Annotated in this window: 17 protein-coding genes; 3 read left to right on the top strand and 14 right to left on the bottom strand. The window is 44.5% G+C overall.

The genetic code is table 11. The features are described 5' to 3' along the window. The 7 genes from ACVBIL_RS01795 to yqfB all read right to left on the bottom strand — a co-directional run. Window positions 1-1,629 (bottom strand): FimV/HubP family polar landmark protein (locus ACVBIL_RS01795; protein ID WP_447165277.1); only part of this gene is annotated, 1,629 nt, incomplete at its 3' end. Window positions 1,630-1,809: 180 nt separating this feature from the next. Then, window positions 1,810-2,826, bottom strand: a complete 1,017-nt coding sequence (locus ACVBIL_RS01790) for an aspartate-semialdehyde dehydrogenase (protein ID WP_447165276.1) — start codon at window positions 2,824-2,826, stop codon at window positions 1,810-1,812. Between the two features lie 2 nt (window positions 2,827-2,828). Next, a complete protein-coding gene (locus ACVBIL_RS01785; RefSeq protein ID WP_447165275.1) occupies window positions 2,829-3,959 on the bottom strand; it encodes a 4-phosphoerythronate dehydrogenase in 1,131 nt (376 codons plus the stop codon). 374 nt (window positions 3,960-4,333) lie between these two features. Further along, the gene (locus ACVBIL_RS01780) at window positions 4,334-7,444 is read right to left on the bottom strand and encodes an efflux RND transporter permease subunit (RefSeq protein WP_447165274.1); all 3,111 of its coding nucleotides are present in this window, start codon (window positions 7,442-7,444) and stop codon (window positions 4,334-4,336) included. Beyond that, window positions 7,441-8,814 carry an efflux RND transporter periplasmic adaptor subunit gene (locus ACVBIL_RS01775; RefSeq protein ID WP_447165273.1) on the bottom strand — a complete coding sequence of 458 codons (1,374 nt, stop codon included), beginning with the start codon at window positions 8,812-8,814 and terminating at the stop codon, window positions 7,441-7,443. The genes ACVBIL_RS01780 and ACVBIL_RS01775 overlap by 4 nt, the downstream gene beginning before the upstream one ends. Then, window positions 8,807-9,100, bottom strand: coding sequence for a hypothetical protein (locus ACVBIL_RS01770; RefSeq protein ID WP_447165272.1), 294 nt, complete (start codon window positions 9,098-9,100; stop codon window positions 8,807-8,809). The genes ACVBIL_RS01775 and ACVBIL_RS01770 overlap by 8 nt, the downstream gene beginning before the upstream one ends. A gap of 171 nt (window positions 9,101-9,271) precedes the next feature. Then, complete coding sequence (gene yqfB / locus ACVBIL_RS01765) at window positions 9,272-9,586, bottom strand: N(4)-acetylcytidine aminohydrolase (RefSeq protein ID WP_447165271.1); 315 nt, start codon at window positions 9,584-9,586, stop codon at window positions 9,272-9,274. Between the two features lie 230 nt (window positions 9,587-9,816). Here yqfB and ACVBIL_RS01760 point away from each other — a divergent pair, with 230 nt between their 5' ends. Then, a complete protein-coding gene (locus ACVBIL_RS01760) occupies window positions 9,817-10,062 on the top strand; it encodes a DUF2986 domain-containing protein (protein WP_447165270.1) in 246 nt (81 codons plus the stop codon). Window positions 10,063-10,186: 124 nt separating this feature from the next. Here ACVBIL_RS01760 and ACVBIL_RS01755 read toward each other — a convergent pair whose 3' ends face one another. After that, complete coding sequence (locus ACVBIL_RS01755) at window positions 10,187-11,716, bottom strand: MATE family efflux transporter (protein WP_447165269.1); 1,530 nt, start codon at window positions 11,714-11,716, stop codon at window positions 10,187-10,189. A 43-nt stretch (window positions 11,717-11,759) separates the two neighbouring features. After that, the gene (locus tag ACVBIL_RS01750) at window positions 11,760-12,602 is read right to left on the bottom strand and encodes an ion transporter (RefSeq protein WP_447165268.1); all 843 of its coding nucleotides are present in this window, start codon (window positions 12,600-12,602) and stop codon (window positions 11,760-11,762) included. 293 nt (window positions 12,603-12,895) lie between these two features. Here ACVBIL_RS01750 and ACVBIL_RS01745 point away from each other — a divergent pair, with 293 nt between their 5' ends. Both ACVBIL_RS01745 and ACVBIL_RS01740 read left to right on the top strand, forming a co-directional pair. Next, entirely contained in the window at window positions 12,896-13,330 is a 435-nt protein-coding gene (locus tag ACVBIL_RS01745) for a L,D-transpeptidase family protein (protein ID WP_447165267.1), read from the top strand. A 127-nt stretch (window positions 13,331-13,457) separates the two neighbouring features. Next, window positions 13,458-14,018 carry a VOC family protein gene (locus ACVBIL_RS01740; RefSeq protein WP_447165266.1) on the top strand — a complete coding sequence of 187 codons (561 nt, stop codon included), beginning with the start codon at window positions 13,458-13,460 and terminating at the stop codon, window positions 14,016-14,018. An 81-nt stretch (window positions 14,019-14,099) separates the two neighbouring features. Here the strand turns inward: ACVBIL_RS01740 and ACVBIL_RS01735 are convergent, their stop codons facing one another. The 5 genes from ACVBIL_RS01735 to ACVBIL_RS01715 all read right to left on the bottom strand — a co-directional run bounded on the left by ACVBIL_RS01735 (window position 14,100) and on the right by ACVBIL_RS01715 (window position 17,890). Beyond that, a complete protein-coding gene (locus ACVBIL_RS01735; RefSeq protein ID WP_447165265.1) occupies window positions 14,100-14,561 on the bottom strand; it encodes a MarR family winged helix-turn-helix transcriptional regulator in 462 nt (153 codons plus the stop codon). Next, entirely contained in the window at window positions 14,527-15,552 is a 1,026-nt protein-coding gene (locus ACVBIL_RS01730; protein ID WP_447165264.1) for a DUF2955 domain-containing protein, read from the bottom strand. The genes ACVBIL_RS01735 and ACVBIL_RS01730 overlap by 35 nt, the downstream gene beginning before the upstream one ends. Window positions 15,553-15,576: 24 nt before the next feature. Then, on the bottom strand, window positions 15,577-16,626 hold the full coding sequence (locus tag ACVBIL_RS01725) for an HlyD family secretion protein (RefSeq protein WP_447165263.1): 1,050 nt from the start codon (window positions 16,624-16,626) through the stop codon (window positions 15,577-15,579). A 276-nt stretch (window positions 16,627-16,902) separates the two neighbouring features. Then, window positions 16,903-17,550 carry an alpha/beta hydrolase family protein gene (locus ACVBIL_RS01720; RefSeq protein ID WP_447165262.1) on the bottom strand — a complete coding sequence of 216 codons (648 nt, stop codon included), beginning with the start codon at window positions 17,548-17,550 and terminating at the stop codon, window positions 16,903-16,905. After that, window positions 17,489-17,890 carry a hypothetical protein gene (locus tag ACVBIL_RS01715; protein WP_447165261.1) on the bottom strand — a complete coding sequence of 134 codons (402 nt, stop codon included), beginning with the start codon at window positions 17,888-17,890 and terminating at the stop codon, window positions 17,489-17,491. The genes ACVBIL_RS01720 and ACVBIL_RS01715 overlap by 62 nt, the downstream gene beginning before the upstream one ends. Between the last annotated feature and the right edge of the window lie 513 nt (window positions 17,891-18,403).

Raw genomic sequence — 18,403 nt, 5'->3', positions numbered from 1 at the left:
CGCATCTATGTCATCGATATCATCTTCTGTAGCAACACCCGTTTCATTGCTTTGTTCTAATTGAACAACTTGATCATTGTCATGTTCGAATCCAGCAAGCAAGGCATCTAAATCATCTTCTGCGCTCGCTTCAGGATTAGAAGTATCAAAGTCTGCAAGTAACGCATCTATGTCATCGATATCATCTTCTGTAGCAACACCCGTTTCATTGCTTTGTTCTAATTGAACAACTTGATCATCATCATGTTCAAATCCAGCAAGCAAGGCATCTAAATCATCATCTTTATCGCCTGATAATTGCTGTTCTTGTTCTTGCTCTGCCGGCTCATCAAAGCCCGCAAGTAGTGAATCAAGATCCGCTTCATCTGATGACATTGAAGCACTATCATCAGATGAAGCCGTAGTTAAAGTATTATTAAATGCGTCGAACTCATCAGTTTCATTTTGATCTTGCTCCCCCATCGCCTCAGCCCATAAATCATCTAAGGATTGACCTTCGTCTTGGGAGTCTTCAACTACAATATCTTGTTCTTCAGCAAACGCATCTGCAGCCAGGGCTCCCTTTAATGGCGTCATGCTAGAAGAGTCATCAGTATCCAGATGCACTGCTAAACCATCGGCATCATCAAGCTTATCTTCTAGCGTTCCATCAGCTTGAGCGTCTGAATGTTTTTCTATTACAGGTGCATCATCAGCTGATGGCTCTTCTGTTTTAGCGTCATTTCTGCGTCTAATAAACAACCAGAACAACATGATTACGAGGAGCGCGGGTAACACTGCCCCTAAAACTAACAGTAAAGGATTGTCTAATATCGTTCGCCACAGGTCGGACGTCGGCTCTTGTTTAGCCTCGAGTTGAGGCTCAGGTGCCGTAGCAAGCTGTTGCTGTTTAAGCTGAAGCTGCTGATTTAGAGCTTCATTTTCAGACTTTGAGTCTTGAAGTGCTTGCTTTAATAATGCGTTTTCTTCTTTAAGCTGCGAAATTTCATCTTGAAACGCTGCCGTATCCGACGAGCCGACAACAATCTCGTCACTCGCTCGGGCTAACTCATCGGTAAGCGCAAGATTTTGAGCTTGGATATCTTCCATTTGCTTAGTTAAAGCAGCGACTTCTGCTGATAATTCTGCAATGAGAGGGTTGTGCTTAGCGACAACCGCTGGCTTAGGAGTCGCTCTAGGACTTACAGACGTTGGAGCGACCGTTTTTGCGGTTACACTTGGCTTGACCGCTACAGGGCTTGAAGTCCATCTGCGATCATTACGTTCGGCGCGGGCTTTCGCGTCAGCTTGAGACGTTTGCAGCATCACAGCTTTACTCGGCACCAGTAAAATCATACCGCGCTCTAAGCTGTTATAGTTTTTGCTAGAAAATGCATGAGGATTGGCGTCGTATAACGCTGTCATGACTTGGTAAACAGTCACACTATTATCTGGCTTTACCCCTTGTGCGATACTCCAAAACGTATCTGCCGAGGTTGTCGGGCCATATTGACGAATGCTTTGCTTTACTTGGCCATCTGGCCCTGTAATTTTTAATGGCTCAGCAGCAACTGAATTAATCGAAGGGGCTGTAATAGCCACTATTCCCGTGGCGATTAAGCCGACAAGATGCGATGTGCGAAAGTTCATCAATCCTTCCCTTTAAAGCACGCTAGAGTCACCAGCCTGGTGACGAGCTTTAGGCAATTGTATTTATTGAGATTACTATAAACTAGATTCTGTCACCCTGCTACTGTTCACATCTTTAAAACATAAAAAGCCCGCATAATGCGGACTTTTTAATCATTGCTTACCCGCTATGAGCAGATATCAATAATAGTCTCTAATCAAAACTTCAGCGATTTGGACACTATTTAGTGCCGCACCCTTACGGATGTTATCTGATACTACCCAAAGGTTTATGCCATTTTCGTGTGAAATATCTTTTCTTACACGGCCAACATAAACAGCATCCTTGCCAGTACCTTCGGTGATTGCTGTTGGGTAATCGTCATCACCTTCAAACAATTCGACGCCCTCTGCACTGCGTAATACTGCTTTAACGTCTTCAGCATCAACAGCTTGTAGGGTTTCTAAATGAATCGCTTCTGAGTGACCGTAGAAAACTGGGACACGTACAGCCGTTGGGTTAACAACAATGCTGGTATCACCAAAAATTTTCTGGGTTTCCCACACCATTTTCATCTCTTCTTTGGTGTAGCCATTGTCCATAAACTTATCGATTTGTGGCAATACGTTAAACGCGATTTGCTTAGGATAAGTCTTAGGTTCAACAGGTAAACCTTGTAAAAGCTTCGCGCACTGACCCGCTAATTCTTCAATCGCCTGCTTGCCTGAACCTGAAACTGATTGGTAAGTTGCCACGTTAATACGTGAAATACCAAAGGCATCATAAATAGGTTTTAGTGCAACCAACATCTGAATCGTTGAGCAATTTGGGTTGGCAATGATGTTACGGTTTCTGAAATCAGCAATCGCTTCAGGGTTCACCTCTGGGATCACTAGTGGCACATCGATGTCGTATCTGAAATGCGACGTGTTATCGATAACAACACAGCCATTTTCGGCGGCAATAGGCGCCCATTTAGCTGAAACATCACCACCAGCAGAGAAGAAACCGATTTGCGCCTGTGACCAGTCAAAGGTGTCTACATCTAAAATTTCGACCTGTTTACCGTGGAAGCTTACCGTATTACCGGCACTGCGGCTGCTGGCAAGAGGATACAAATTCGCAATCGGAAAGTTACGCTCTTCGAGGATCTCAATCATTGTTTGACCCACTGCGCCCGATGCACCTAATACGACAACATTAAATTCCTGCGACATAATTACAGCCCGACTCCTGAAAACCCTAAATTGGATAACCAATTTACATTAGTTTGCCCTGTATTGCCTACCTTTAATGCGCTAAATTCACGGCGATGGGTGTGATTTTTTCTCATATGATCGAACCCTTGCTTATTTAGAAACTGTTTTCTAAATAATTCGTCGTCATCGCGCAAATCGTATACAAATCTGGCTAGCTGCAATAATGCTCTTTCACTGCTTATGTCTTTAAGAGTAACTTGCTCGCTCCAAAGGGCTGGCAGCAGTGTGTCCATCTGTTTATCGGTACTAATCTGTAAAACCTGTGCCAGTTTCTGATACAAGATATAAGTGCCGCGCGCTTTCCCCTCTAATGAGTAACCTGCGATATGCGGCGTGCAAAACTCAATATAAGGAACAAGCTCTGCCATAGGGTTGGGCTCACCTTCCCACACATCAAGCACCACTTTTACATCGTCTCGCCGCTGCTTGAAGTTTATTAGGGCGCGGTTATTTATCACCTCACCGCGGCAGCAGTTAAGCAGCCAACAGTTTTCACCTAGGCTATTGAGCCGCGCCTCATCAAACAGATACCAGGTTTTGTGCTCCCCGCTTTTAGTTATCGGCACATGTAGGCTAATCACATCACACTTTTTAATAAGCGTTTCTAACGACACAAAAGTACGGGGATCACCGCGTTGCGCTAATAGAGGATCATTTAGCAGCACTTTTATCCCGTAAGCCTCAAGGCATTTAGCAACCGCCGTGCCGGTATTACCCGCACCGACTATACCGACCACCTTGCCTTTAAGAGGACTATTAAAACGCTGCGCTAATTCAAGCATTGCTATAAAAGCGAATTCCCCCACCGCCGTCGCGTTACAACCTGGCGCGTTCGAAAATGGAATATCACGACTCGCAAGATAGTCGAGGTCGATATGATCGGTGCCAATGGTGGCGCTGCCAACAAATTTAAGTTGTTTATTGTCAGCTAACAGCGATTGATTCACTTTAGTCACCGAGCGGACGAGCAACACGTCAGCATCTTTCACTTGCTCAGGGGTGAGCTCCCTACCGTTTACCGTTTCAATGGTACCTAAATCACCAAACAACTGTTGAACATAAGGCATATTTTCATCGGCAAGGATCTTCATCATGATTCCCAAAAAGTGTGCTAAATAGGTAAGGATTGCATTCTAGCAAGATGGCTATAGCTTTAGAAACAAGCGATGTTAATATTTAAGCTGAACTCTGGATAATGAGTGTTTTTCGCACCTAAAGTTAACTAAAAATAATACCTTGCAGGCACCCGTTTATTGATACTGTTAATCACCAGCTTAGTCCGAATGATTATCGGTACATGATTATCGGTACATTATTATCGGTACATCATCATAGATGCATTGCCCGTAATTCACCCTTTGCAGATCATACGAAAACGGTTTCACTTAAAAAAAGACACTAAACCTAACGATTCAGTGTCTTTACTTTGACTGCCCTTTAGTTAAAGGGCTCTAAACACACGACGTTATCCCTCTATCGCCTCATTTTTTTTACTAAAGCTCACTTTGCCAAAGTCTTCTAGAATCGCGTAGCATGCTGGCACCATAAACAGCACCAGTGCCGTTGATGCAAAAATACCAAATACCATAGAGACGACTAATGGTTGCAAAACCTGAGCCTGAATACTGGTCTCTAATAAGAGTGGCAACATGCCCGCAGCCGTGGTTAAGGACGTAATAAATACCGCTCTGAAGCGCTCTTTGCTAGCACTCACTACCGCTTGATGCACCGATTGGCCCTCTTCTACATGAAAGCGGATATACTGCACTAGCAATATAGAGTCATTAACAACCACTCCCGCTAAGGCCACAAAGCCGAGTATCGATGGCATGCTCATGGAGTAACCCAATAATAGATGCCCCCATAACACGCCAATTAACCCAAGCGGAATAACCGCCATCACGACTAATGGCTCAATGTAGCTCTTGAACTGCAAGCTTAAGATGGCAAATACCGCCAGCAAGCCAACAATAAAACCACTCGCCATTGAGTTTTGGGTGGTGGCACTCTCTTTCACTTCGCCTTCATAGCTGACACGAATACCTGGATAGCGCTTTTTAAGCTCAGGTAATAGCTCATCTTTAAAGGCGTTATTGATTTCGCTAGCGTTAGCTAAGTGAGTATCCACTTCGCCAGTAATGGTGACAAATCGCATACCATCGAGGCGCGAGATCTTAACGTAGCCTCGTTGCCACTCAAAGTTGGCCACCGCGGATAGCGGCACTTGCTCACCGGCATTGCCGATGTTGATGGGGAAATTTGCCAAGTTTTCAAGCTTAGCGGCATCACTCTTATCTAACTGCACATCGATTTGAATGCTCTCAGGCCCTACTTGAATGGTATCGGCGGTTTGATGAAAATAGGCGCCGCGAAGTTGACTCGCGAGCATCATACCGTTGACGCCATATGCCTCGGCGCCCGGTTTTAAGGTCATCAAAATTTCGGCTTTACCCGGTCTCATGCTGTCCATCACGCCTGATACGCCATTAAAGCCTTGTAAGTATTGCTGCACCTCTATGGCTGCCGCTTTAAGCTCGTCTAAATTGTCACCTCTAACGCGAATTTCAATTGCGCGCCCAGCGGGCCCCATCTTAGGTTGCTTAAAGACAATGGCAATGGGATCAACCATTTCGCCCACGCCCTGCTGCCATTCTCTGATAAAGGTACTCATCAGTGTTTGGCGCACTTCAGCGCTGAGCAAGTCAACTTTTACCGTGGCCACATGGGCGCCACTTTCACCGGCATCGGCGTTAAAGTTAAAGCGCTCAGTGATGTGCTGGATAAGTTGTTGTCCGTCTTCTTTCTCGCTGTATTTATCACCTAGCTGGTTAGCAACGCTGACCACTCGATTAACCACCCGCTCAGTTTGTTGCAGCGTTGCGCCTGGCGGCAAGATAATGCGCGCTTCGGCTACATCACCGTCAAGCTCTGGAAAACCAACAAACTTAACTGCGCCACCTGCTGCTAGCGAAATAGAAATAAGCAATAAGCTGACCACTGAGCCCATAAACAGATAGCGCCAGTTGATCACCCACTCAACAGCAGCCACTAATTGCACGGTTCTAAAATGCTCAAACTGTTGGTTAAATTTTTGCTTAAAACGACTGGTTTTTCGCTCCTTGCCTTTGGCTGCGTGAGCCAGATGATTTGGCAAAATCAAAAAGGCTTCGACTAAACTCACGGTCAAGATAAGCAATAAGGTTTGCGGGATCACTCTGAGCACTTTGCCCATATCGCCTTCCATAAAGGCGATGCTAGAAAAGATAAATACCGTGGTTAAAAAGGATGATATCACCCCAGGTAATACCCGCTTTACCCCTTGAATAACGGCGTCAGTTTTACTCAAGCCTCGCTCAATATGGGCAGCAATAGACTCGGCGATAACAATCGCATCATCCATCATGATGCCAATCGCCATTAAAAAGGCCACCAGCGTCATAATATTAATGGTTAAACCCACTTGCGCCATAATGAACAAGCTCCCCATAAAGGCAACGGGTAAGCCCATCGCGACCCAAAATGAGTAACGTAAACTGAAGAACAACCACATACACAGGAACACAAGCACCACACCTTGCAAGCCATTTTCAATCAGCATATTGAGGCGGTCCCATAGCAAGGAGCTCAAATCATTTGAGGTGCTGATGGTGATCCCATTGGGAGTGCGGAGTTTTTCGGCGTCTAAAAAGCCAATGACTTCCTCTTTTAGCCTTAATGAATCTTGTGACTTATTCTTAAACACAGTCAATATTGCAGCTTGCTCGCCATCGAAGCGAATGCTCTCTTCATCAAGCTCAAATCTATCTGTAATGGTGGCTATATCTTTTAATCGAACCACGCCACCTTGTGCGTCTGAGCGAATAACAATATTGGCAAGACGCTCGGGTTGCACTTCACGCTGATCGAAGCGGATAAGAATATTCTTACTAGGTGTTTCGACAGTACCGCTGGGGAGCTGCACATTTTGCTGTTCAATCTGCTTCGCCACATCTGCCACACTCATGCCCAGACGTTTAATCGCCCCAAGCGAGATCTCGACTAATAGCTGGTGCGATGAAAAGCCGGCGATCTCTACTTGGCGAATACTGGTATCTAGCTTGAGTCGGCGCTTTAAGTCCTCCGCGTAGGCTTTAAGCTCAGGCTTGCTGGTTGAGGCCGATACCGCGATATCGATAATGCGTTCGTTAAAATCTAACTGCTCAACAATTGGCGGTTCAATCTCGGCGGGGAAATCTTTAATGGCAGAAATTTTAGTTTGCACATCAACAAGGCTTCGACCAATTTCAGCCTTATCGTCAAGTTTAAGCGTCATGCGCGCAACGCCTTCTAGCGCGTCACATTTGGTCTCAATAATGCTGCCCAAACTATCAACGGCATCTTCCATTCGAAGACACAAGTTTTCTTCCACATCTTGAGGCGATGCCCCCGGTAAAACCACTTGCGCACTAATATAGTTTTTAGAAAACTCAGGAAACGTCTCCCGCTTAAGCTGAGGCAGCGCCTTAATCCCTAGAATGATAAACGCCAACATCAACAAGGTCGTGGCGGTGCGATGACGGACAAAGAAACCGATCACGGCTTAATCTCCGCTTTGTTAGTTTCCGCCTGCTTAGTGTTCGCTTTAGCCGCGTTGTCGACATTAGCGTCATCTGTTTGAGTGCGCAGCGCCATACCGTTCACAGCAGGAATAAGGTCGGTTAACACTAACTTCATGCCCTCAACTAACTCACCTTGCAGCGCCGCTTGGCCTTGTTGACGGAACATCACCTGTACATCAACCAGCTGCAAGCGATTGTCTTGGTCCATAATGTAGAGCTTATCACCGTGCAACGCGCGCTCAGGCACCATCCAGTGATCACGCTCGCCACCTTTAATACGGGCGCTAACAAACATGCCATTGACTAGCGGAGGAGACTGACCGATTTTAAGCTCGCGGTACTGCTGCTCAACCTGTAATACCACGCTGACCGTCGCAAGTGTCGGGTCAACGGTTTCACCTATGCGGCTGATTTGAGCTGGCCAGCTAAAGGAGTAAGTGGCTCCTTTTAAGGTGATTTCTGCGCTTAGGCCTAATGACTCAGCACGCGGTAACTGTTTTTCTTGCCCTTGTGGCTTGTTGACGGTTTTCATCAAGGTCATCACATCGCCCAGTGACACTTGGGCCTCGACCTCCATCACCTCGATGCCATTTATACGAGCCAACACTTGCTGCGGCGACACCACCTGATTATTTTCAACATTCACTTCCGCTACCCGCCCCTCAAAAGGCTGACGAATTTTGGTTTTAGCCAGTTGGCTATTAGCTTCTGCTTCACGGGCGATGGCTTGTTGTAATTGCGCCTTGAGTATATCGGTCTCGTTGGGCATTAGGTTTAGACTGTTATCTAACTCTTGTAATTTTTGCTGCTGGGCTAAGAGGTTTTGTCTTTCACCATCAAGCTCTGATTGCGAGATGAGATTTTGCTTGCGCAGGCTTTCTTTACGCTTTAAATCTGACTTTACTAAGTCATAGCGATTATTTTCAATGGCTAGCGACAATTGTAAGTTTTTAAGCTGCAGGGCTTTACCTACTAGTTGTCCTTCAAGTGCTTTGCGGTCGGCCTTTGCTTGAGACAAACGAATTTGATAATCGAGTGGGTCGATAGACAATAATAGCGTGTCTTTGGGTAGGATTTTACCGACGGCAAGATCCGGGTGTTTATACACGACGCGGCCGCCAACCTCTGGCAGTAACTGCCACTGAATCTTAGGACTAACACGGCCAAACGCATCGACCTGCGCCACAACTGGAACTTGCTTTAACGCGATAACCTCAACCAACTTGCTCGGCTCTGCCTGTAGCTCTAGTGGCGGATGGCTACGCATTTTAACCACTAGAATAAGCACTACAAGCCCGACGGCAAGTGCAGGGAAAAAATACCACGGTTTTCCTTTTAAGCTAGACATGATGACTCTCCTTTATATAAACCGTGTTTTTGCACGCACAATATTGCGTTTGGCTAGTTGGGTGTAAATTGTTCATTAAGTTGATAACCGTGTCGTTTTCATTAATCGCATCTGCCTGCGAGTCATTTTCAAGCTGGCTGGAGTCATCATAGTCTGAAGCGGTAATACTTTGGTTTTTAGACGAACAGCTGTTCTGAGCGAATTGATTGCCCTCGAATAAGCTCTGCCGAACATCATGCTCGGCAGCTTTTTTGGGGCTGACTTTAAGGAAGATTTGCTCAGGCATAACACCAGACCCTATGATTCACGTTAATCGCGCAAGTCTACTGTTTGGCCTGTTTTTTTGCATGAACTATCGTTATTCAAAAACCAGAGTTTTGAATAACTGCACACTACGTGAAATTAAGCCGATTACGTACAAATATTATTGAACTAAAAACAATAATAACAAAGGCCGCTAAACTAGACTGAAACGGATTAAATACATGGATGTGATCCCAGGATAAATCAGTCTAATTAGGGTTTTAAGTTCTGCAAGGCTCATGTTTTCTTGTTCGGCATGGGTAGCATCTAAGTCGTTATAAGCCACTTTTTCAACCGACAAGATATCCAGCTCACCGTAACAGCGACCATCTTCTAGGTTTGATACGCTCACGCGCTGACCCGCAAGATAGAAAGACTCGGACTCATCACGCAGTGTAATGGTTTTCTTACCCGCTAAAATATCGGCCTCGAAGCGGCTAAAAAAGGTGATATTATTCGGTGGATTCATACTATTTTTTATACTCTTTGATGCATCGATATTGATGCTTTACCACTATTTTAATGGGAAGCGACTCATTGTTACAGGTTTTTGCATTCAACAGGTTAAAATAGTCGATTAAGATAGTATCAATACTGCGGTGGCAGTCACGCCTCGTTTAGGGTAAAATCCGCATCCGATTTCTAGCTTGGCGCACAATGTGCCACAATTGTCATATATAGGCATATCGTAGAGAACCCATGAACAGAAAACAGAAGATGATCAAAAGGACCGCAAAACGTGCTAAGGCTCGCCTTAACAAGCACACAGCGCCTACGATCAAAAAATATGTGTCTAAAGCTGAACGCGCTGAGCAACAAATTAAACTTGATGCAGAAGATGCCCAGCAAGACATGGTTACAGCAGAAGGGACAACTGAAGCGGATGCGGCAACTAACGACGCTCCAGTAGAAACTAACGAAGAAAAAGCGACACCTGCTAACTAATACTTTTCAAATGTTCTCTTTTATTAAGGCTATCTTTTTAAGAGCACCTTTAACTTAAAGTATGTGTTAGTTGCTGCGATTAAACCGTAGCGCAAAGCGAATTTCGTTAGATTTTAGATTGAGCTTACTTGGTTGAAGCCTTCTCTTCTTGTACACCAATAAGCTCAGCCACTTTATTGCTGGCTTCACAGTCTTGCTCTTCATTCACTATGGCCATGTTCGCGCAAGAGGAAGACAGTGGGCTTTGACTACTTAAGCTCAACTCCTCGTCAAACTCATTCTTATCAGCTTCTAGCTTATCTTGTCCCCCATATACGCCAGCAGTTGCTGTCATTGCTTGTACCTTATCGACCAACCTATAAGCCACTAACACACCTAACACACCAAAAATAATCGAGCCAACAGCTTGACCCACCAACACGCCATAGACTCCGCCCCAGTGTGCACCAAAGTACACAAACGGAATCGTGCCTAAGGTAGCTTTTCCTACATTAAACAAGGTTGAATATTTGGCCTTACCTAAGTTATTAAATGAAGCGTTAGCCACGAATAATATGCCAGAAAAGATAAAGAACACCGCAATATAGGTGCAAAAGAATAAGATCAGCTCTGCTGCATCCCCTTTCATATCAAACGCGCTAACAATTTGGTGACGCGTCAAGAAGAGCAATAGTGAAACACCCAGCACATAGAGGGTACAGAACTGAATCGCGCGAGTGAGTGACTCTTTAACACGCTCAAATTCTAGTGCGCCAAAGTTTTGCCCAACAATTGGCCCTACTGCGCCAGATAACGCAAAAATCATCCCGAATGACACCGGAATAAGTCGGCCCAATACTGCCCAACCAGCAACATAGCTGTCACCGAAATCAGCAATTGCACGCGTTACCACTGCGTTAGCGATAGGCGTTGCAACGTTAGTGAGCATGGCAGGGCCCGCTATGGCGAAAATAGGCTTTAGGTCTTCGACAAAGTGATCAACATTAAAACGACCGAGTAAATTGTGTTTAACCGCAACACCTCGTGCTGCTACAGCAAATACGGTAATGCGCGCCATAACAGAAGCGATTGCGGCACCTTCTATCCCCATGGCAAACATAAAGATAAAGATTGGGTCAAATACCGCATTAACACCACCACCGATGAGCGTCGATACCATAGAGAGTTTGGCATCGCCCACTGCGCGCAGCGCACTACCTAATGCCATGGCAAGACAGATAAACGGTAAAGATGGCACAACGATAACAAGGAAGCTCTCGGCCAGTTTTGCGGTTTCTCCTGTCGCGCCGACTAAACTGAGTAACTCTGGAATAAACATGTACACCAACAAGGCGACAAAAATACTCACTAAAAGCGTTACCACTAAGCTATTTAGCAGTAATCGTTTCGCTTTTTTAACGTCTTTGCTACCAATTGAGCGCGACACTAAAGCGCCTAATGCTATCGATAAGCCAATGCCTATTGAGGTGGTAAAAAATGAGATTGTGCCAGCATAACCCACGGCAGCAGCAAGCTCTAGCTCACCAAGTAAACTGAGAAAGAAGAGATCTAATAAGTCGACCACAAACAGCGCCGAAATACCCACAGCAGCGGTTGAACTCATCACCATTATGTGGCGTAAAATCGATCCCTGTACAAACTTGGCTACTGCCATATCACCTCGTTCCTCTTGGCTAATCCTTTAACATTGACTCTATTTATTCGTCGCTTTCCAACTCACTGCCACACTGATCGCAGTATTGTGCATTCGGATCATGACCCACTTTAAGACAGTTACTGCAACGCCTTAAGTCTCGCGAGCGGCCTATTTCTTGAGAAATTTCGGCGGTTAAAATACCAGTTGGGATCGCAATAATCGAGTAACCCAACAGCATGGTAAATGCAGCTATCGCCTGGCCTAAAGGAGTATGGGGAGTGATATCACCATAACCCACCGTTGTAATGGTGACAATGGTCCAATAAATGGATTTGGGTATCGAGCTAAAGCCATTATTTGGCCCTTCAACCATATACATAATGGCACTTAAAATGACCACAATAAGGCTGACAGAGAAAAAGAAGATAAATACCTTACGACTCGACTGCATCATGGCCCGCAGCAGTAAATTCCCCTCACTTAAATAACGTAATAATTTTAATACGCGGAAAATCCTAAACAGTCTCAGGATCCTAATCACCAAAGTGAAGTTTGCACCAGGGAAAAATAGCGCTAAATATGAGGGTAGCACTGATAACAGATCGACCACACCATAGAAACTTTTAGCATAGCTAAGCGGTTTAGCCGAACAATAGAGCCTTAATATGTATTCGATGGTGAAGATAATGGTAAAACACCACTCCATCACGACAATGATGTCACCGTACCGTTCATGAACCTTAGCGACGGTATCAAGAAAAACAATGAGAACACTCATCACGATACATATCATTAAGCTGATATCAAAATACCGCCCTGCAGGCGTATCTGTACCAAAAATCACTCGGCGTAATTTAAGCTTTAGTAAACTTTCAGACTTTTTTTCGGTTTTCTCGGTTGCCATTGGCTACAGCAAGTCCTTGCGCATTATGGCGAAGATTCAATCGACTAAGATTGATAAATCAACGCATTAAAATAAATGATATCAATAGTGTGACACGCCTATGCAGATAGCTCAAAAATAATCTTAGCTTTTAGCATCAACACGCGCGCTATTTTAGGGTAAAATGATTGTTATATTCGACACTGTTTTAGCTTATTTATTCAAGGTTTTTCATGCCCGCTATTGGTTTATCATTCAGTTTGCTAATATTCATATTTAGCAGCCTCTTCTCAACGACCACTTTAGCCAGCGCTATGGTCAACACAAAAGCCGATTTGGTTGTTGTGACAAAGTCAGAAGCGAGTATGTCACTACTGCGCCATGGCAAGCTCATAAAGAAATACCGCATTGCCATGGGCGACAATCCTGTTGGTCATAAGTTAACCGAAGGTGACCAACGCACGCCTGAAGGCCGTTACTTATTAGATTATAAAAAGTCTGATAGTGCATACTACCGCGCAATTCATATCTCGTACCCTAATGACGAAGACCGATTACGTGCCGATGCGCTAGGCATTAGTCCCGGCGGACAGATCATGATCCATGGCGAAAATCCCAACTCAAATTTGTCACCAGAAGAAGCACAGCAGTACAACTGGACTGACGGCTGCATTGCCATCACTAACGCCGAAATGGATGAGCTTTGGCGTGCGATAGATGAAGGTACACCGATTGAGATCTGGCCCTAAGCCTATTTAATTTAGCCCTGAAATCCTCAAAGTGAGCAAACGAGGCGATAAGGACTGAATTAACTACACCGTTTCCCCATACTCTTTTTCACTATATTCCGCCCCTTTTCAGCCTTAAGGCCTAAACATGACATACCAAGAATTAATCAACAGCTGGACGACATTTAGCCTAAATATCCAAGCCTTTACTCAAGAGTTAGGTCTAGATGAGCTGTCTTTAGAATGTGACCATACCGCGCTCAGAGTGAACAGTAACCAAAGTGCCGATGCACTACGTACTGAGTTTGCTAACGTCGGCAATATCATTTCTGATAACGTGATTAACGGCCGCCCGATTTTGATTATCGAACTCACCACGCCGTTAATGATGGGCACAAGTGCCATTGAATGTGTAGAGCTACCTTACCCAAGTGATAAGCTTTACCCGACTGAAGGCTGGGAGCATATTGAACTGGTACTCGATTGTAATGCTAAAGATTGCGATACATTGACTCAAGCGCTGCTTGAGCATGCCCCACAGTTAGCCCCCGTGTTAGCTGGAGAAACTGATATAAAAGTTAAAGTCAGTTCACCAAAAGGTGATAAAGAACGTTTAGCCAATCCGACTATTGCCTTTAAAAAAGACGGCATTTGCGTCAAGGTGCACGCTCACGGCATAAAAGCGGTGATTGCATCGGAAGCGGAATAAAGCGCTAAATTTATAGACTCAATGGAGAATCCTAGGTCCTAGGTCCTAGGTCCTAGGTCCTACAAAGTTTTAACCCATTAGTTAGTCATTTGCCAATAAAACATCATCTTTTACCAGCTTACGGCAAAGCACTAATATCGTTTCTCTCTCCTGAGCAGTTAATGGCGCGTAAAACTGTTCAATAATTCCTGACAAGATAGCGCTAGCCTGCTCTTTTACCTGTATGCCTTTATCTGTAATCGCTAAATATTTCGCTTTTTTATTTGTTTCATTTTTATAGCTGCTGATTAATTCGCGCTTAATGCAGTTATCAACTAGTCGCTTAGTCGCCGAGCGTTCACGCAGTAGGCTTTCAGCTAACCCTTGCTGCGGCATCTCGCCAGCATGGGCTAACACTTTAAGCGCACCTAACATTTCAAGACTAATGCCAAGCTTTGCCGTCAACGCTTGGTTAGCCAAGGTTCTAAATTGTTTATAAGCAAGTCCCATCATAAATGACGTACTAGCTTCAAGCTCCGGCACCATTTTGCTCGTCTGTGACATTGTGTTCTCTTCTGTTAGATAGCTGAAATAATAGGAATAATATACCTAATGTTAGCGCCAGTTCCCACGCTCTAAGTAAAATACTCTCCAACCCCATACTAGCGGTACCAATATAAAGTTGGATTGGTAGGACTGTCGCTAAAAGCGCATCGCCATGAAAGTCTCGTAACGCTTTTTCGGCTGTGACCATCTGGGTCGCAATCAAAAAAATAGCCGCGCCAACAATAAGCGTATAGTAACTGATAACCGCTTGATGGCCTGCAAGTAAAACGCTCACTATCACTGCAATGGCGCAGCCACCTACTTGAGTGATGAAGCGGCGCCTCACCACCTCTTTATAGGCATTGCGATCAATTTGAGTTGCTGCGGCGATGACTGGCACCATACAAAAGGTTGCCGAAAGAAGATTAATGTTCATCAATACCGCAATACCCGTACCGATAAGACTCATAGCCACAAGTCTTTGCTGATAGGTGACTTGTTGCGGCTTAAATATCACAGTTTTAGCGTTTTCCGCTAAGTCTGATACAGGGAAAAGCCGAACGACAACCTTTGCGACACAAACAGTAATCAACATCGATAGAAAAATTTCACCAATTCTATCCGGCATGCTTTGGCGACTAAATTGTGAAAAAACCACGATAAGAATCCAATTAAAAACCGGCATTATCATTGCGCCACGCTTAATGGGTGTATCTGCTTTTTTTCGCATCCAATCGACAAACAGTAAACTAATTGTCCACACAATAAAGGGATGAGACTGAAACAGTTCAACAACCACAAGCGCTATAGATGCACTGAGCAGTGTTGGCGCAAAGGTTTTTACAAGATGACTCCAAGAATAATCTTTTACTTTGGTCATCACGATTGTTGGATACAGCGCAAGGTAGACCGCAGAGTCAAAACTAAACATTTGACCAACCAACATACAAAGCGTAATCACTAAGGTGATCCTAATGGCTTCATTTCTTTGCATTGCGTTAGAAAACATATTCGAACCTGACTTCAAACCTGGCTAATACACATAGTGAAAGTAACTAACCAAGCTCATCCAGATCTTAGCGCTAGCATCCACCAGCCAATTACCGTTTATCACCATCACACTGGCTCGAGAGCCTGAAATCAATTGCTTATTTAGATCATTAACAGTAATACGAGTGCGAATTTTTTGCTGTTCCCTGATCCAGCGATCGCTATTAGTGACCTCGGCTAATTGATTGCTCATGCTCGATTGATCGTAAATGGCGCGATCCTGATTAATAATCTTTCCATCAAATATCTTGCCTGGCAGCGCATCAAATACAACCATCACGGGAGCGTCAGCTTGTATATGCGCAATACCATTTTCATTAAAATCTGCACTTAGCCAGGTGTCATGCTCATTTACAACAAACATGGCCGTCGCACCCTCCGCGACATAGCTTCCAGCTTGTAGTTGTAAATTACTCACCGAACCCGCGAGTTGCGCTGTAACCTGTGTATGCTCAAGATCTAGCTGAGCTTGAGCTAACTTTGCTTTGGCCAGTTCAATTGCGGCATTATCTTGCTCAGTTGCAAGCTCTGCTTTAATACGCTTCACATCCGCTTTGGCTGCAGACTCACCACTCAATGCGACGTTATAGGCTAACTCGGCATCTTCTAGCGCTTGCTGCGTGACCGTACCCTGCTTTAATAGCGTCTGATAACGCTTCATCTTACGGGTTGCATTCATTTTCTCTGAGCTGCGCTGAGATATAACCTGCTCAGCCGCAACTAACTCTTGCCCCTTGGCAGAGTTATCTTCTAATGCTTGATTAAGCTCAGCTTGGGCCTGTTTTACCGCAATCAGATACTTGCTTTTATTAATTGCAAATAATGGCTGCCCCTGAGTCACCTGCTGGCCATTTTCAACGTAAACCTGAGTAACGACTCCGGGCACTTCAGCAGCTATAGTCGCCACGTTCTTATGCACTGAAGCTTGAGTGGTAAAGGGAGCGATATTGTCGGTAGTGATCAAAAACAGCGAAAAAACGACTGCTAAGCCAAGAACTAAATAGCTAATATATTGGTACATTTTCTCTTTCATTATGTCTCCACAAGAATCCCTAGCTCTTGAGCCAGTATCTTTAATCAGTGGCTATAACAGGCTTAAGCTAGGCCTGTCTTGAACAGACTAACTAACATGCCATTTTAAAAGGTATATTGTTGCATATGCAACATGCGAAGAGTTTAGACTCATTTTGTTGTACAAGCAACAAAATGTTAGTTTTGCACCAATAAAAAAACGCAGCCACCTGATCCCAGATAATGACTGCGTTTTCTATTTATAACGCTATGTTTTAAGCTATGCCATAACTCTGGCTTAACCTATACGTTCACTCTGACCTGAGACGATCTCTTGGTTCGCTTGCTCTTTGTTGTGGGTTAAGCCGTGATCATCCTTTTCATAAACAACCAGCTTATGGCTCAAGTTATGCTGTTTCAGCTTCTCGGCAAGTGTAATTGAGTGGCTGACATCGACTCGCCTATCATCGCTGCCATGTAACAATAAGATGGGGACATTATTCGGTAACTTATTGACCCATTTAATCACCGAGCGCTTTTCAAGTTCGGCTACTTTATTTTGACGATAGTTTGGAATACGTTTTTTATATACACGCTCCATATCAGGCCGCGGGTTAAGACCCGCGAACAGATCAGTGTTCCCAGCTACCGTCACTACCGCTTTAATATTTTCAATCTGCTTCAATACTAGATAGTTTTGCATGCCTCCTCGGCTCCAGCCAAATAGGCCAATATGCTCGGAGTCTGCACCAGCAATACTTGGGATATAACCGATTAAACCAGTGACATCTTGTACATCTCTACCACCAAATTCGTCCTCGGCATTCATTTTATTGCGGGCTTGAGAGCCTGACTTAGAAGCGGCTGAAGCGCTATATGTCCCTCTATATTGGCTGCCAAGAATCACAAACCCCTCTCGCGCGATGGGAAAAAGATTGCGCATCATTGCGCTGAAGCCTACCCGGCAAAATCACCGTTGCACCGCGGTTAAAAACCACCACCGGCAAAGGTTTTATCGAGAACTTGGGGTTAATCACAAAGCCGTCTACGGGGATGCCACCGACCGAATAGGTAATCGTGCTGCAAGCTAATTCGCGCTGAGCATCATTAAATTTATGCCGGGGATATCGAGCTTCGAACGAGCTCATTGCATGACTTAGCTGCTCTTGGGTATGGTATTGCGGTTGGTATCTTTGCTTAATCTCTTTTTGCCACACATCATAGCTAGAGAACATCCCGCTAAAGCAATCCTGCTGCTGAGTAATATTGGCATTATCAATCAGCATCGATGGCTCACCGTTGAAGGGAGCAAGTACTGAGAGAGATTAAACAAAAGCGGCGGCCAAAACGGAGCTCATAAAAACCCTTTTAAATCAGCGTTAAATCTAATACAAACGGTAAATATAAAACATAGGAGTGACTAACTTATGCATTGAATTTCGAAGGTTCCTCTAGGCTTGAATGTCTTTTTTTAACGCTAGCACAGCGATAAAAATGAGTCCTAACGGAGGAATTATTGACAGCACAGCGCCGATTAACGCGATGAGTATGGGTGTAGTTGTCTTACGTTTGCCAAGATAGAAGCTTATCCCGCCAATCACTAACATTATCAGGAAGATAAACTGTCCAAAGAGGCTTGCATTAATGTTTATTCGCAAATTTCCTTTTGCTTGATATTTCAAATTATTGTTGCAAACAGGTTAACTGAAAATGGTCCTTCATTTCAAATCTATTGCTTCTAGCTGACTAAAAAATAGTCATAAAAAAGCCTCATCAAAATGACGAGGCTGTTATACAAA

The sequence above is a fragment of the Shewanella sp. 125m-7 genome (assembly GCF_052977045.1).
The sequence above is the reverse complement of the archived record's forward strand: the minus strand, read 5'-3'. Positions and strand labels throughout refer to the sequence as shown.

Excerpts from the sequence above, each read along its gene's own strand:
- ACVBIL_RS01720 (WP_447165262.1), bottom strand. The coding sequence starts at position 17,550 with ATGATGCGCAATCTTTTTCCCATCGCGCGAGAGGGGTTTGTGATTCTT.
- yqfB (WP_447165271.1), bottom strand. The coding sequence starts at position 9,586 with ATGAATCCACCGAATAATATCACCTTTTTTAGCCGCTTCGAGGCCGAT.
- ACVBIL_RS01730 (WP_447165264.1), bottom strand. The coding sequence starts at position 15,552 with ATGTTTTCTAACGCAATGCAAAGAAATGAAGCCATTAGGATCACCTTA.
- ACVBIL_RS01790 (WP_447165276.1), bottom strand. The coding sequence starts at position 2,826 with ATGTCGCAGGAATTTAATGTTGTCGTATTAGGTGCATCGGGCGCAGTG.
- ACVBIL_RS01770 (WP_447165272.1), bottom strand. The coding sequence starts at position 9,100 with ATGCCTGAGCAAATCTTCCTTAAAGTCAGCCCCAAAAAAGCTGCCGAG.
- ACVBIL_RS01745 (WP_447165267.1), top strand. The coding sequence starts at position 12,896 with ATGGTCAACACAAAAGCCGATTTGGTTGTTGTGACAAAGTCAGAAGCG.
- ACVBIL_RS01715 (WP_447165261.1), bottom strand. The coding sequence starts at position 17,890 with ATGCTGATTGATAATGCCAATATTACTCAGCAGCAGGATTGCTTTAGC.
- ACVBIL_RS01760 (WP_447165270.1), top strand. The coding sequence starts at position 9,817 with ATGAACAGAAAACAGAAGATGATCAAAAGGACCGCAAAACGTGCTAAG.
- ACVBIL_RS01755 (WP_447165269.1), bottom strand. The coding sequence starts at position 11,716 with ATGGCAGTAGCCAAGTTTGTACAGGGATCGATTTTACGCCACATAATG.
- ACVBIL_RS01750 (WP_447165268.1), bottom strand. The coding sequence starts at position 12,602 with ATGGCAACCGAGAAAACCGAAAAAAAGTCTGAAAGTTTACTAAAGCTT.
- ACVBIL_RS01775 (WP_447165273.1), bottom strand. The coding sequence starts at position 8,814 with ATGTCTAGCTTAAAAGGAAAACCGTGGTATTTTTTCCCTGCACTTGCC.
- ACVBIL_RS01735 (WP_447165265.1), bottom strand. The coding sequence starts at position 14,561 with ATGTCACAGACGAGCAAAATGGTGCCGGAGCTTGAAGCTAGTACGTCA.
- ACVBIL_RS01725 (WP_447165263.1), bottom strand. The coding sequence starts at position 16,626 with ATGAAAGAGAAAATGTACCAATATATTAGCTATTTAGTTCTTGGCTTA.
- ACVBIL_RS01740 (WP_447165266.1), top strand. The coding sequence starts at position 13,458 with ATGACATACCAAGAATTAATCAACAGCTGGACGACATTTAGCCTAAAT.
- ACVBIL_RS01785 (WP_447165275.1), bottom strand. The coding sequence starts at position 3,959 with ATGAAGATCCTTGCCGATGAAAATATGCCTTATGTTCAACAGTTGTTT.